The organism is Streptococcus equi subsp. zooepidemicus (assembly GCF_015689395.1).
GTDB classification, from domain to species: domain Bacteria; phylum Bacillota; class Bacilli; order Lactobacillales; family Streptococcaceae; genus Streptococcus; species Streptococcus equi.
This window is the reverse complement of the sequence record NZ_CP065054.1, coordinates 576,654-591,138: the sequence shown is the minus strand read 5'-3', so window position 1 is coordinate 591,138 and position 14,485 is coordinate 576,654. Positions and strand designations below refer to the sequence as shown.

9 protein-coding genes are annotated in these 14,485 nt (G+C 40.1%); all 9 read right to left on the bottom strand.

The features are described from left to right. Positions 1 to 7 precede the first annotated feature (7 nt). Positions 8 to 3,196, bottom strand: a complete 3,189-nt coding sequence (gene esaA, locus I2432_RS02865; protein ID WP_206156375.1) for a type VII secretion protein EsaA — start codon at positions 3,194 to 3,196, stop codon at positions 8 to 10. 69 nt (positions 3,197 to 3,265) lie between these two features. Then, the gene (locus I2432_RS02860) at positions 3,266 to 3,562 is read right to left on the bottom strand and encodes a WXG100 family type VII secretion target (RefSeq protein ID WP_012515178.1); all 297 of its coding nucleotides are present in this window, start codon (positions 3,560 to 3,562) and stop codon (positions 3,266 to 3,268) included. A gap of 500 nt (positions 3,563 to 4,062) precedes the next feature. After that, positions 4,063 to 5,406 (bottom strand): branched-chain amino acid transport system II carrier protein, encoded by a 1,344-nt coding sequence (gene brnQ / locus I2432_RS02855; protein ID WP_126436428.1) that lies wholly within the window; start codon positions 5,404 to 5,406, stop codon positions 4,063 to 4,065. A 525-nt stretch (positions 5,407 to 5,931) separates the two neighbouring features. Next, entirely contained in the window at positions 5,932 to 8,103 is a 2,172-nt protein-coding gene (gene nrdE, locus I2432_RS02850; RefSeq protein ID WP_043030545.1) for a class 1b ribonucleoside-diphosphate reductase subunit alpha, read from the bottom strand. A gap of 46 nt (positions 8,104 to 8,149) precedes the next feature. Further along, positions 8,150 to 8,557: a class Ib ribonucleoside-diphosphate reductase assembly flavoprotein NrdI gene (nrdI, locus tag I2432_RS02845; RefSeq protein WP_206156919.1), complete on the bottom strand. Its 408-nt coding sequence runs from the start codon at positions 8,555 to 8,557 to the stop codon at positions 8,150 to 8,152. Position 8,558: 1 nt separating this feature from the next. Continuing rightward, positions 8,559 to 9,572: a class 1b ribonucleoside-diphosphate reductase subunit beta gene (gene nrdF, locus I2432_RS02840; RefSeq protein WP_012515172.1), complete on the bottom strand. Its 1,014-nt coding sequence runs from the start codon at positions 9,570 to 9,572 to the stop codon at positions 8,559 to 8,561. 457 nt (positions 9,573 to 10,029) lie between these two features. Then, positions 10,030 to 10,266 (bottom strand): hypothetical protein, encoded by a 237-nt coding sequence (locus I2432_RS02835; protein ID WP_024273149.1) that lies wholly within the window; start codon positions 10,264 to 10,266, stop codon positions 10,030 to 10,032. A 508-nt stretch (positions 10,267 to 10,774) separates the two neighbouring features. Continuing rightward, complete coding sequence (locus tag I2432_RS02830; protein WP_206156376.1) at positions 10,775 to 12,142, bottom strand: bacteriocin secretion accessory protein; 1,368 nt, start codon at positions 12,140 to 12,142, stop codon at positions 10,775 to 10,777. Between the two features lie 14 nt (positions 12,143 to 12,156). Beyond that, positions 12,157 to 14,310, bottom strand: a complete 2,154-nt coding sequence (gene comA, locus I2432_RS02825) for a peptide cleavage/export ABC transporter ComA (protein WP_012515169.1) — start codon at positions 14,308 to 14,310, stop codon at positions 12,157 to 12,159. Between the last annotated feature and the right edge of the window lie 175 nt (positions 14,311 to 14,485).

Here is a 14,485-nt window from a genome sequence, read left to right as displayed (position 1 = left end):
AGCCTCCTCACCTATCCTTAACCTGTCGGTAATGGTAAGCATTAGCAACCGCCAAGGCTAAGGCTAGAACAACTAATATAGTCATTGGAATGGTTAGTCCTCCTTGACGATTGATAAAGGCCCTCACCATTAATTCCAAATAGGTCAAAGGAGACAGCCTAACCAGTAACTGAGGCGAACGAGCATAGTAGGCATCAAACAGCTGAGCTGCTGTGATAAGATACAACATCAGAATACCAATGCTCATTAAAAATCCCAGACTTCTTGTTTTTTCCAGCAGCAGGTTAAGCGTATAGGTCATTACCAACATCATGACCGCAAGTAATAAAGCAAAGAAAGCCAATTGCCCCAGCGAAAAATCCAATCTATAGCCCGAAATGACAGCAATCACTGGAGCGATCAATAAGACCATACCACTTAAATAAGTCATTGGTGCGACAGCATTTTTCCAAGCAAGACGCTGTGTCACTCTTAAGCTCCCCTGCAAACCTGCTCCCTGCTGGAAAAGATAGGCCACTGCCAAGCTAGTCAAGTAAGTGATCAGGATAATCAAAAGCCCTGAGCGCTCGTCCTGCCTAACTGCTTTGAGACCAGCTGCTGCTGATAACACCCTATCAATCTTAGAGGCATCTACCGGATTTGATAAATACTCATAGACTGCTGTATTTTTGGCATTTCCCTTTTTGGTATTGCTTAAAACAGCTGTAAAGGCCTTTAAAAATGCTGCATTGGAGCCATAATCCCCTGTCATGGTATCCTTTAGCTCTGTCACATGGCCCTTTAGTGCCTCTCCATTTTTTTCAAGGGTCGTTACATCATTTGATAGCTGCTTGATGGTGCCCTCAATGGTTTCAGAAACGATTTGATTGGACTTGGTATTGTCCATCAATACCCTACTAGCTGCCATTAGCTTAGAAAGGTCACTATTCATGGTCATGCTGACAGCTACCATGTCTGTGTTGTCCCATTTTTCTGTAGTAGTAAAGACCGGCTTTTCTTGAAGCGTCTTATGCACCACTCCTAATTCCTCTAGGATTTGGCTTAGACGTGTCTTCAAATCAGCTGTTGCTACACGTAAGCCCTCAATGGTCTTCGTCAGCTCCTCCACACTGACCCTACGCTTTTCAATGCTTGCAAGCTCTTCTTCTGAAATCGTTAAATCAGCCTTTAGAGCCTCCACTGTTGCTTGCTTGATCAGATTAGTCATAATGGCCTTGAGGTCATCTCCATTAGCTAAGGCTGCTACAGAGCCCTCACGTGGTGTGATAGCTGTCTCACTATAGACACCCTCTGACAAATCACGCCCAAAATAGGCTGTAGCCAGACCTGATAGCTGCAAGTAGGATTGAACATCTTGGAAAAGAGCCTTAGCATTTTCCGTAGGCGTATAGGTGGTATCTGCAATGACATCTTGTACCGTATAGGTTCGATCAATCACCTGCTGAGCTGACTCACCAGCTCTTGTAGCCTTCCTTGTCAGTCTCGTAGCTGTAGCAGAGGATTTAGACCCTCTCCTACGCTTAGACAAAGGTCCGTTAGAATCTGGTACATAGTCCTCGTCTGCGGCATCTTCATCATCTTCTGTATTTAAGGCAGTCACCTCTTCTGAAGTCAGCAGCTGTGCTGAGACAACTACCGGACTAAAAAGAGTCACATCTGAATCAGTCACTGACAGCCTATACTGAATAGTCACATCAGAGGTATCCTGATCCTCAAGGTCAATCTGATAATGCCCCTCACCAAGACTACGCAGCAAATGGCGCTCAACCTCTAGCTGATAGTGCTTTGGAACGGTAATATCAAGCTGCTTGGCTCTTCCCTTTACCCCAGATATTGTAAGACTTCTAGTCTCAGCAAGGTGTCTTTTTCTATCCTCCTTGACCTGAGCAAGATAAAGCCCTTCAAGGCTTGAGGCTCTCAGCTGAGGCAAGGGCAGCAAATACTTGTGACTATACCAACGCATAAAAGCATTGATATTTTTCAAGTGCTGCCTATCCTGCTCTGACAAAGGAAAAGCCGCAATCATCTCATCACTATACCAAAATGCCGGCCACTTCTGCTTGGTCTGCAATAGCATGCTAGCCTTCAGTGATTCCATATAGCTTCCTAAGGTTTTACCCATACCACCAGCTCCCGGATCCCTATGAGACAAGGAGGACTCAATCGCCTGCTTGATATTGGCATCATAATTAGAAAGGGTGGTGGTAATCTTGGTATTTAGCCCTCTTAGGTATTTTAGGAGGCTTGTAATGTCTTGGTTATAAGCTGTTGCCTTATCCAGAGTATCCTTCCAAATGGCTGGCTCATTCAGCTTTTCTGTCACATAAGCATTGATTTCAGTCAGCTTTGCTAATTGCTCTTCAATGGTTAGATTAGAAAAGCCCTTATCATAGGCTAGTAGCTTGTCTTCACGAGCGCTAAGAGATTGCTGCCAGCCCTCTTGCTGAGCCTTGATCTGTGCCAATTCAGACTCATAGGTCTTATCAACATCAATAATTGACTTAAAAGCATCTGTTGAACGGTTCAACTCTTTATTAAAGGTCAAATAGTTAGAAAGTAGCTCATTAGGAGCTGTCCCTAAGCCTGTAAACTGCTGAGAATGCAGAGACAAAGGATTGATTAAATGAAGCTGATAAGCTGATAACACCTTATCCTCATTTGATATAGCATCTACCATTTGAGACTGAGCACTTTGGAGATTTCCAATAATGCTTGAGAAATAAATCGTAATCAAATCCTTATTAAACAAAGACTTCAAATCAATCACAGCCTGCTCTGCCTGCTTCACTGTTAAGGATTGGTCTGAGGTAATTTGGTAATGAAAGGTTGCTGAGTTTGGATTTGTGGTTTCAAGAGCCAGAGCCTCTTCTGAAAATTTACTAGGTAACACTAGCATTAGCTGATAAACATTATTTTCCAGCCCTCGCTCTGCAATTGATCGCGAGACCAGCTCAACATCATAATCCGTATGAGAAGAAAATGACGCTAATAGAGCTGAGGCTATGTTCACCGGCTGGCCATTATAGGTCATGCCTGCATCTTCATTGACCGCTGCAATCCTTATGGTATGCTTCTTAGCTGCTTGATCTGAAGCTTCCATGCCAATAGATGAAGGTTTGACAATAGCAAAAAAAGATACTGACATTGTTAATATCAACAGTAACCCTGTTAATACCATTAGTGTTTTCTTACTCATTGCTGCTCCTTAATCGCTAAAATAAAAAAAGGCTGAGGAGCCCTCCCCAACCTTACCAGTTTCTTATGTTTAATGCAGACCAAAGTTACGAGACAACTCTTGGTCATTTTGTTGCATCGCTTGTGCAGTTTTATCAAGCTGTGTATTAATTTGCTGCATTAGCTCTGCAAAGTTTTGTACCTTTGGCTTCAACTCGTTAAATTGATTATCAAAGCCTTGGAATGCCGCACCTTCCCACTCTGTCCGAAGGGTATCTTGAAGACGTTGAAGGTTATTCAAGATAGTTGTAATATCATTTGATGCTTTACCATATTCACGCGCACGTGACTGAAGCGTTTCTGGCGATACACGAATTTGTCCTGACATAATTGTCTCCTTTAACTATTTAATAACTTAATACTAACATATTGTTACAATTTTTACAAGTTTTTGTGTATATTTTGTTTAATTTTTTTATTTTGTTATTATATTAAATGTTCTTTACTATTAATTATGGTATAAAATTTCTTTTTTGATAGCTAATCTGTATGAGAGTCTATTTAGAAGCTAGTAAGGGCTGAGAAACCAAAAACACAGCCCACAAGGCTTGGCTGATACTATAGATACACACCAATAGTCTTAGAAGCATCGTAAGAAAAAACACTTTGCAAATCAAGTAACTCTAGGATCACGCTTTTTCACTATGCTAAGAGTAGCTAGACGCCTTAAGCAGCACTAGGGTATCTTGCACTAGGTAGGCATTAGCAAAAAGCTAGTGCAAGTCACACTACTAGACAAAGAAAAAAGACCCCACTCAAGGTCATTGAGTGAGGATCTTTAAGGTAAGAACACTGCTTAAATAGCTCTTGCTATAGCGATGATAGGTACTAATCCTGATGATTAAAGGCTTCTAGATCAAAGGCTTGACCTTTTTGCTTATCCGGCAAAAGCATAGCCACAAGCAAGCCTACTAGACCTGGGACTAGCCAGCCCATAGACACTGTATGAAAGGGCAGCAAGCCTACCAGTGCTGTCAAAGCTCCCAGCTGAAATTGGCTTGCCAAGACCTCCATCAAGGAGACCAAGGCCACTAAGCCAATAGTTAATGTCATGCCCTTTTTAGAGAGAGATACTAGCTTGTTGAGCAAAATAATAACGACCATGACAATAACAATCGGATAAAGCAGGGTCAAGACCGGAACAGAAAAGGTAATGACAGCATTTAAGCCAAGATTAGCAATCAAAAAGCCAACAAAGGTAAATAATCTTGCAAAGAGCCTGTAATTCCCGAAACGAAAGCTCTTTTCAAAGAACTCTGAAACCGAGACAATCAGACCAACCGTTGTGGTAAAGCAGGTTAAAATAACCATCACACTAAGGAACAAGCGGCCAAAGGAACCAAACAATTGATAAGAGGCCTGAGACAGCACGTAAGCACCTTGGTTCACATTAGGATCAGCTAAAACATCAGCTGGAATAGGAAACCTATTGCCTAAAAAGCCAAGACCGATATAAAGAATACTAAAAGCAAGACTTGTGACGATCCCTACCACCCAGATGGTCGATAGGTATTCCTTTTTACTTTGAAAGCCGAACTGTTTAAGGGTTTCTGTTGCCACCAGACAAAAAGCGACAGCTGCCAGAGCATCTAAGGTATTGTAGCCAGCCAGAACACCGCTGCCAAAAGCCTGATCTGCATAGGCTGCGCTTGCTTGAGCAGGCTCCTGCCCTCCGTAAACAATGGCTCCTACCACCACTAGTAGTAGAATAAGCAAGGCAAAGACTGGTGTTAAAATTTTCCCAACGCTATCTAGGATACCGTTTGGCCTAATGGCAAGAAAATAGGCAGCCGCAAAAAAGCAGGCTGAAAACAAGAAAAGAGCAAGTGGGCTATGGCCGACAAGTGGGCTGACTCCAACCTCAAAGGAAACCGTTGCCGTTCTTGGAATGGCAAAAAGAGGACCAATCGTCAAATAAAGCACAACGAGAAAGGTTATCGAAAACCATGATCCAAATTTTTGAGTCATTTCCTCTCTGTAACCACCATTTGTCAGTGTACCTAGCAAAAGCGTAATCACCGCTAATCCTACGCCAGATAGGCAAAAGCCCAAAATCGCAGACCAAAATTCCTGACCTGAGCCAACACCTAAGGTCGGTGGAAAAATCAAATTTCCTGCTCCAAAAAAGATACCAAATAAAAGTAAGCCCGTTAAAAATCCTTTTCTAACCATCGGCAACCACTTATGTAAGCTGAAAAGCCTACACCCTTTCTGTACAAAATACTAGCACTTCAGTTAAGCTAAGATAGACACAGCCAAACCCTTGTCTCTCACACTATGCTGTCTTAGCCTAACCAGCTATTTTTTTATTATAACAGAATATTTTAGAAATACTATAGGTTGTTTTGAATTTTCTGATTGTTTTGACAGTTACAAGAAATCCCAGTGGTTAATACGGAGACAAGCCCCAGTAATTATCGATTGAAGAGGGAGCTTTTTTCTTGATTCTCCTTAAGCAAATCAGCAAGCATTGGCTTATCCAAGCCAAATGTCCTTACAACAAGCACCGGTAGCCCACTTCATTTGACAAGGGTCTTGTCAGCAAGCATTGATCACAAATCAGGCTGAGCTGCATTAAGCTCAAGAGAGCTTGCCATCAGCCTGTTGGATCAAGCGATACTATAAGCCTATTAACAAACTGGCTAGACAGAGCATGAAGGCTGATTGGTGCTGCCTATTTTTAAGGCTAAAAAAGATCTAAAGCATGCAGGATTGGCATGCCTCGCCTGAAGCATTATCGGTAAGCGCTACAATCGTATCTTCCTCATACTGCTCGCTTCCTTCTAGAACGTCCTGTCTGACGCGGACATAATAAATGGACGCACACTTTAACTTAAAGGCGTGTATATAGGCACGATTGAGATCACGTGTTGTTGCTTGGTCTGTCATAAATAGGGTTAAGGAAATTGCCTGATCAACGTGCTTTTGAGCCGCCGCTACGATATTAATAATAGGCTCAGGCCCAACCTCATAGGCACCACGCTCATAATAAGCATAGTTATCATCGCTTATCTGATAAGCAGGCACATAAATCCTTCCTAAGTGCCCTTCCTTTCGCACCTCAACCGGTGCAACAACAGGCTGTAAGCTCGGCGTACATGAGGACAAGTAGCTGATCGAACCGGTTGGTGCAACTGCCATCAAGTGAGCATTGGCAAGGCCTGTCTCTTGAATCGTCGCAACTAATTCCTGCCAATCAGCCACACTAGGCACTCGAAACCCATAGTGCTCAAGCAAGGCTGCAACTCTGGCTGTCTTAGGCTTAGCCTCTTCAGTCAAATAACGAGCAAAATAACTGCCATCTGCATAGGTTGATTGCTCAAAGCCAGCAAATGCTCCCTTTTCCTTAGCCAATTGACTAGAAGCCTTAAAGGCATAATAGGCCATTGTGTGGAAAAAGAGATCAGTAAAATCTACTGCTTCAGCTGAATCATAAAAGATGTGATTGGTCGCCAAAAAACCATGCAGGTTCATCGCCCCAAGACCAACAGCATGATTAGCAGCATTCCCCTTTTCAACAGAAGGAGCGCAGCTGACGTCTGAGGCCCTTGACACATGGTCCAAGGCCCTAATGCTAGTTGCAATCAATTGCTCAAAGCCAGCCGCATGCTTCATGGCTTCGGCAATATTAATAGAGCCAAGGTTACAGCAAATGTCCTCGCCGATTTGCTTAAAGGTCAAATCCTCTTCAAAGGTGCTGGCTGTGCTGACCTGAGCGATTTCAGAGCAAAGGTTTGACATGACAATCCGCCCCTTTTGTGGGTGTGGATTGCGCTTATTAACCGTATCATCAAACAAGAGATAAGGGTAGCCAGATTCAAAATGAAGCTCTGCAATAAGCTGAAAGAGCTTACGGGCACTGATATAGGTCTTTTTAATGGCTGGGTTGGCCACTAGGCGGTCGTACTCCTCGGTAATGGCAATATCTGACATGTCCTTACCATAAGCTCGCTTAATGTCATAGGGAGAAAATAGTGCCATGTCCTTATTTTCCCGCGCCAGCTGAAAGGTAATATCAGGAATGACAACGCCTAACGCCAGTGACTTGATACGGATTTTTTCGTCTGCATTTTCTCTCTTCGTATCTAAAAAGGTCAGAATCTCTGGGTGGTGCACATTGAGGTAAACCGCACCTGCCCCCTGCCTTTGCCCTAGCTGATTGGCATAGGAAAAGGAATCCTCCAGCAGCTTCATCACCGGCACAATGCCTGTCGCCTGATTTTCAATGCCTTTTATGGGAGAGCCAACCTCTCTTAGGTTAGTTAAGCACAAAGCAACGCCACCACCTCTTTTTGAGAGCTGCAGGCTCGTACCAATCGCACGCGAAATAGATTCCATGTTGTCTTCAATTCGCAGCAAATAACAGGAAATGTATTCGCCACGACGCTTTTTACCTGCATTTAAAAAGGTAGGGGTTGCCGGTTGAAAGCGCCTGCTAAGTATCTGATCAATCAAATCCCGCACCAAATCAGGATCACCATTAGCCAAAAACAAGGCATTCATAACAGCACGATCCTCAAAATGCTCTAGGTATTGTGACCCATCTAGGCTTTTAAGCGCATAGGACTGGTAAAATTTCATGGCTCCCATTAAGCTCAAAAATGAGAACTTTTGCTGGTAAGCGTAGGTAAAGGCTTCAGTGATAAATTCAGCCGAATAAGCCTTTAAAATCTCTTGATCATAATAATCATGCGCCACCAAATAACGCCATTTCTCCTCCAAACTATCAAAGGATAGGCTTTGTGGGTAGACATGCTCCTCTAAATAGCGCTGAACAGCCTCCTTATCACTGTCAAAGTGATAGGTACCATCTGCTCGTTTAAAGCGTGTAAGGGCATTTAATGAGAGGTAGGACTCTTTTTGTGACATTCTTTTTTCCTTTCGTTACAATGTGTGATCGTTTTTCTATCATTAGTTATAAGGCTTCATCACCTGCTAAAATCGCCTGCACCTTGATGACATCTCTTTGTGTCCCCAGCAATTCAAATTGGTGCAAAAGCGGCACCTGCAATTTTTGGGCAATAATGGGTCCTGCAATGGCAAAGGTATCACCAAAGTTGGTATTGCCAGAGGAAATAACCCCCTTACAGTGCCTTCGATTGTTAGCCTTGTTTAGAAAATGAATCACCTGCTTGGGAACAGCTCCCTTGCTGTCTGAGCCACCAGCAGCATAGGTGGGGACAATAAGAATATAGTCCTCATTAACCAAGAGAGGCTCCCCACTAATTGGAATCCTGAGGGCCTTTGCATCTAGCTTTTGCACAAAGCGGTGAGTGTTGTTAGATCGCGATGAAAAATAAACAAGCATTATCCTTGCAGCCATCTTAAAACTCCCAATCGTCATCAGTGGTTTCCTCAGTAACTCCCATCACGTAAGAAGAGCCATTTCCTGAGAAAAAGTCATGGTTCTCATCTGCTCGCGCTGATAGCTGAGCAAATACCTCAGGAGAAATACGTGTTTCCTCCTCAGTAAAGGGAGAATCATACCCTAGATTTTGCAAAAATTTTCCAGCATTATAGACGCTAAAGCGAATCGCATCGTCAGCAAGATCAAAGCCGTCATACAATTCCCTCAGGTAAGCCTTCTCCAAATCAATCAGCTGATAAAGCAGATCAAACACAAAGGCCTTCATCTCAGCCTGCTTTTCAGGACTTAGGGCTGCCACCTTTTGTTGATACTTGTAGCCACTGTAATAATTGTGAATGACCTTATCTCTCAGGATTAGTCGGATAATATCTGAGGTATTGGGCATTTTGCCTCTAGCTGACAGGTAAAAAGGAAGGTAAAAGCCGCCATACAGCAAAAATCCTGGCATCATAGCTGCTGCGACCTTAGACTTCAGAGGGTCATCACCAGTATAATACGGAATCAACACACGCGCTCGCTCCTGTAAGCTCTCTGTTGACACCACCCAATCATGGGCCTCTTCGATCTGCTGACTGCTGCACAGGGTCGAAAAGATTGTCCCATAGGACCTAGCGTGAATAGCAACCATAAAGGCAAAATTAGTATAAATCACCTGCTCATGATCGGTCAAAGAATGTTGAATTTGTGCCACATCTCCAACTGTTGCTTGAACCGTATCTAGCAAGGTCAAGCCGGTATAGGTTCTTGTAATTAACCTTTGCCAATCCTCCCCCAAAGAACGCCAAGAATTAAGGTCATTAGAAACAGGAACCTTCTCAGGCAGCCAAAAATTTTGCGTCACTCGGTTCCAGACCTCCAGGTCCTTGTCGTCATTAAGCTGATTCCAATTGACAGAGCGCAAACTTTTTTTGGTTTGAGACAAGGCATAGTCAATGGGTGACTGTGATCGGTCGTAATAATATTGGGTCATGTTTTCTCCTTCAAGCTTGATAGTCGCAATATCAATCCTTCAGCTGCCAAGCCTTCTACAGCTTTAGGACTAGGGAAGACTGCTAAGTGCCACATTTAGGCAACACAAAAAGACTTGCTCTAAAGGGCAATCCTACAGGCTAATGATAATTTCTTGCTGAAGATCCCTAACCAGTCAGCAACTGCTTTGTAAGCAAGGCTAAGCCCGCTTTTTTCTCCGACTGAATTAAGTATACTTAATTCTTATGTTTGTTATAATAACACAATATATAGTGCTTTGCAATATTTTTTGATACAATATATAGATTAATTTATGAAAAAGAAATCATAAAAGGAGCTAGCAGCACCTTAACGAAAGCCCTGTCTGTATGCTCACCAATCCCCTCAACTAGCAGACAGCTCATATCCAGATTAAGCATCAGCAAAGCTGCTGCTTACTGTCCTTGAGTAGCGTAAAATTAGATTTTATGAATATCTCTACTGATGTTCCGAATCCCATACAACAACTCGATTTTTAAATAATTTTCTAGAAAGTTTTCAATATACTTTTCTTCAGGAAAATTATTTAAAAGTCTTTTACGAATAAACTCTGAAAAACTATCTGATGGGGCAACTCTCAGCATATCTTCCAAAATCTTATTTGCTTTACGAGTAAGTTTTACTTCTCGTCTAACATTTCTTATGTCATTTATCACGATAACTCTTCATGATTCCTAGTCGTACAATAAACAACTGTACGCCGTACACTATATGACTAGGAATTAATGAACCTAAACTTGATCTTTGGGTTGTGGTGAGCTCAGGTATTGTGGTCACAATACCTCAAAAATAATGTCATCAGCCTCTTTGAAATTGTTATTTCACTTTGACTGATAATATTAAAAGCTTGGAGACTCTATCCCTCCTAAAAATAGTTTAAACAATTATTCTTATTTTTTCTATCACAAAAAACAAACGAAAGTAGTTCTTTATATGGCTTTAAAACTTTTCTAGTGAGGTAACTGTTGTATTCATAAAAAAGACCGACAATAATAGTCGGTCAAAAAGTTGATGTGTATTTCTTGTAATCATAAAATATTTTTAGCGTGATAAATCCCAGAAATAATTCCACTATTTCAGTGTCCCTCAGAACCTAGAGTAGATAAATATTCTTCATTACTAAAAACTTAAGATAGCTTCCTGATATTAAAACGATGATCCAGTTTACTTCTCACCGATAAATTTATCAATATAGTAATTCAAGTAACTTTTTGTTCCCGTAATTAAAATAAATTTACCCTCAAGCCCATATTTCAATAATTGAGCTTCTTTTTCTTTAAGCTGTAACTTAGATTCAACTTTAAAATAATTCCCATTTTTTGTTTTAGTTGCAGCATTGTCAATACTAGATAATTTAACTATTAAATCAAGAGTTTCGCCATTATCATCTTTCGTGGAAAATCGTGCTGTATCTCCAATAGAAATACTTGATATTTCCGTCGAAGGTAAATAACCTGTGATTTTTACAACAGTTCCTTTTTTCATTTCTGGATAAACTTGAGCAAATATTGTTCCTGAAGGAACAATATTTGCACCAATAAATTCCTGATTAAGATGCAACACACCATCTTCATTGGCAACTATAGAGGTCTTAGATGATGTGTTCTTCTGAAGTTTATTTGTTCCCTCTAATTCTGTAATTTGATTCGACAAAGCAGACAACTCTTGCTCAACTTTGGTTATGCTTTGCGCTTTTAAGGAAGCCAGTTGACTCTCTAGAGTTGAAGAGTAAGATTGTTGCACTCCTGAACCAGCATGCTGAATCCGATAACCAGCTACACTACTCTCTAGTTGATTGATCTGACTATCAATTTGAGCAACAAATTGATTAATAACAGCGGTTTTATCAGTATTATCTACCAAACTCGATGTTTGAGTTAGATAACTCCTATAGATAGAATAAGCCCGATTATCAAGATCTACCACTGTTCCATTTTGAATCGCCGAGCGAACAGATTGATAATCTGAAATTTGACTTGTGAGACCTTTGATGGCATTCTCAATTTCTACTTGCTGATTGCTAGCTGCAGTATTTTGTGAAGAGACATTTTCATTTTGCTGATTTACATTGGCTGATAAGGTGTTTATCTGATTTAAGTAGTCAATAAATGTTTGATAATATCCATAATTATCTTTTTCTGGAAATTGACTGTTTCCAGCTTCAATACTTGCTTTTAATAGCTCTAACTGTTCTTTTTGGATTTGTAAATTATTTAATTGAGTTTGATAGGTCTCTTGTTGAATACCTTCTTTTCTTGAATCATATTTTATCAATAAGTCTCCAAATTTGACATATTTATTATCTTTTAGATTATTGGTTAATATTGTATTATTACTTGTAGATTGAATATTGGAAAGAATTATATTTGGTTCAACTGTTGCAGTTGAAATAATAGAAATTTCTTTCTTTGCAAATGCTAGGAAGAAAACACCAAACAAGAAAAGCAGCAAAGTAGGTAGAATGATACGACTAGAAAAGTTGTGGTAACGACGGTTATAAAATTCCGCACTTTCTAATATATTGTTATTCATTTTATCAAATCCTCCTAACTATTGACCAAGTGAGCATAAAAGCCATTCTGAGAAACAAGGTCTCTGTGTGTTCCTTGCTCTATGATCTTTCCTTTATCCAAAACGACGACATGCTCTGTACGCTCTGCAATAGTTAAACGGTGAGCAATAAATATCAAGGTTTTATCTAAAGCCATCAGGTTATCAACAATTCGCTTCTCAGTCAAAATATCCAAGTTACTTGTAGCTTCGTCTAATATCAAAACAGGAGAATCTGTCAATAATGCCCTTGCTAAGGCAATACGTTGACGTTGACCTCCAGAAATCCCTGCACCATCTGAGGTTAACTCTGTTTGATAATTCAAAGGCATACGTTCAATATCAGACTTGATTTCAGCCAATTCTACTGCCTTCATAATGTCTTCTTGAGTCGTCCCTTCACGTGCTCCAAGAAGTAAATTCTCAAGGATTGTCCCATTAAATACGTAAGGTTGTTGAGGAAGATAGTTAATGTGCTGGCGAAGAGCATGTTTGTCAATTTGATTTAGATTCACATTATTTAATGATATTTCGCCTTTGCTTGGTTCAAAGAAACTGACAATCATCTTAGCTAAAGTCGTTTTTCCAGAACCTGAAATCCCAACAAAAGCAACCTTGCTTCCTCGTTTAATATGCAAATTTATTTCTGATAAAACATCTTTTCCATATCCATATCGATAGCTAACATCATTGAATTTTATGTCACCAGAGGTCAAAGATAAGTCTTGAACATTCTTCTTTTCAGAGAACTCGGATTCAACTAGATATACCTCATTCAATCGATTATTAGCGACTTGAGCGGTTTGAAGTTTCGTTTGAAGATTGATAATATTCTCCAGAGGATTTGTAAAGTAGATTAGGAGAGAGTTATAGGTAATCAGTTGACCTAAACTCATTTTTCCGTCCATAACCAGATTGGCTCCTATCCAGAGTATGCTCACGTTTAGGATAAGCTGAGCTACTTTTTTCAATGCTCGTTGTTGGCTTTCTGCCCTACTATAGTTGAAAGATTTCTTAAGATAAGCTACAAATTCTTTATCTATTTTTTGGTATCTTATCTTTTCGCTAGTTAATGATTTAATAGTCTCAATACCGTTTATATCTTCAATAATAGAAGATGACATGATTGAATTTGCTTCCATTGTCTCTTGATTCATCCGTTCAAATGGCTTCATGAAGGCAAAGATAATCACTGCATAGATAGGCAGAGCAAGCAAACTGATAACAAATAGATTTACATTCTGCGAAAAAAGAACAAGAGATATAATTACAATGACAGAAACATCAAGGAAAATAGATAAAATTGTACTTGCTAAAGCATCAATGATTGAATTAGCATCATTAAAACGAGAAACAATTTCCCCGGTCCTTCTCGTCGCGAAAAAAGACATAGGAAGGTTGAAAATATGTTTGATATAAGAAAGAATTACATCAATAGATAAACGTTGCCCTAATATCAGCAATAAATACTCTTGCGCATATGAGATCACTTGTTGAAGGGCATAGACAATAACCAAACCTACGGAAATAATACCTAGTGTATTCTTCATCACACTAGGAACATAGGTATCAATGATTGATTGAAGATAATACGAACCAATAATATTGATAATCGTTACCAAAAGCGTTGCCACAACGATATTAGTAATCAATCCTTTTTGCTTTGCTAGGAGAGGCACAAAATCTAGCAGACTATTTTTCTTTTCCTTGTGAGGTTTGTATTCAGGAGTAGGAGCGATAAAAATTGTCACACCTGTCCACTCTGAAGCAAATCGCTGACGAGAAAGACAAGTCAACTTTACAGTTGGATCTGGATCTGCAATATGAATATATTTTTTATCTTGTCCTGTTACCACATAATAATGAAGGAACTTACCTTTTTTTAGAACATGGGCAATAAAAGGATAAGATAATCCTTCCACATCAAATAAACTCATGTCAGCCCTAATAGCTCTCGTTTCAAACCCAAGCGCCTCAGAAACTTTGACTAAACCAAAAGCTGTAGTCCCTTCCTGCGTTGTCTTTGCAGCTTCACGTAACGTTGCTAGCGAATAATACGATCCATAATAACCGTAAATCATGGCCAGAGAAGCTACGCCACAATCGCGAGTATCAACCTGAGCACGGTAGTGTTTTCTTCTAAATTTCATAGAATCTCCTAAATTGTTATATTTTATTTTCTATTATAATTTTATATATTTAGAAAATCGCCAAAATAATTCTAGACAAAATTAGTTTCAGCTCAAATAAGAAGAGCTTGGGGTGGCTTGTCCCAAGCTCTTCTTATTTGAGCATTAGATTTTGCTCCTAACTTTTGAAATATAG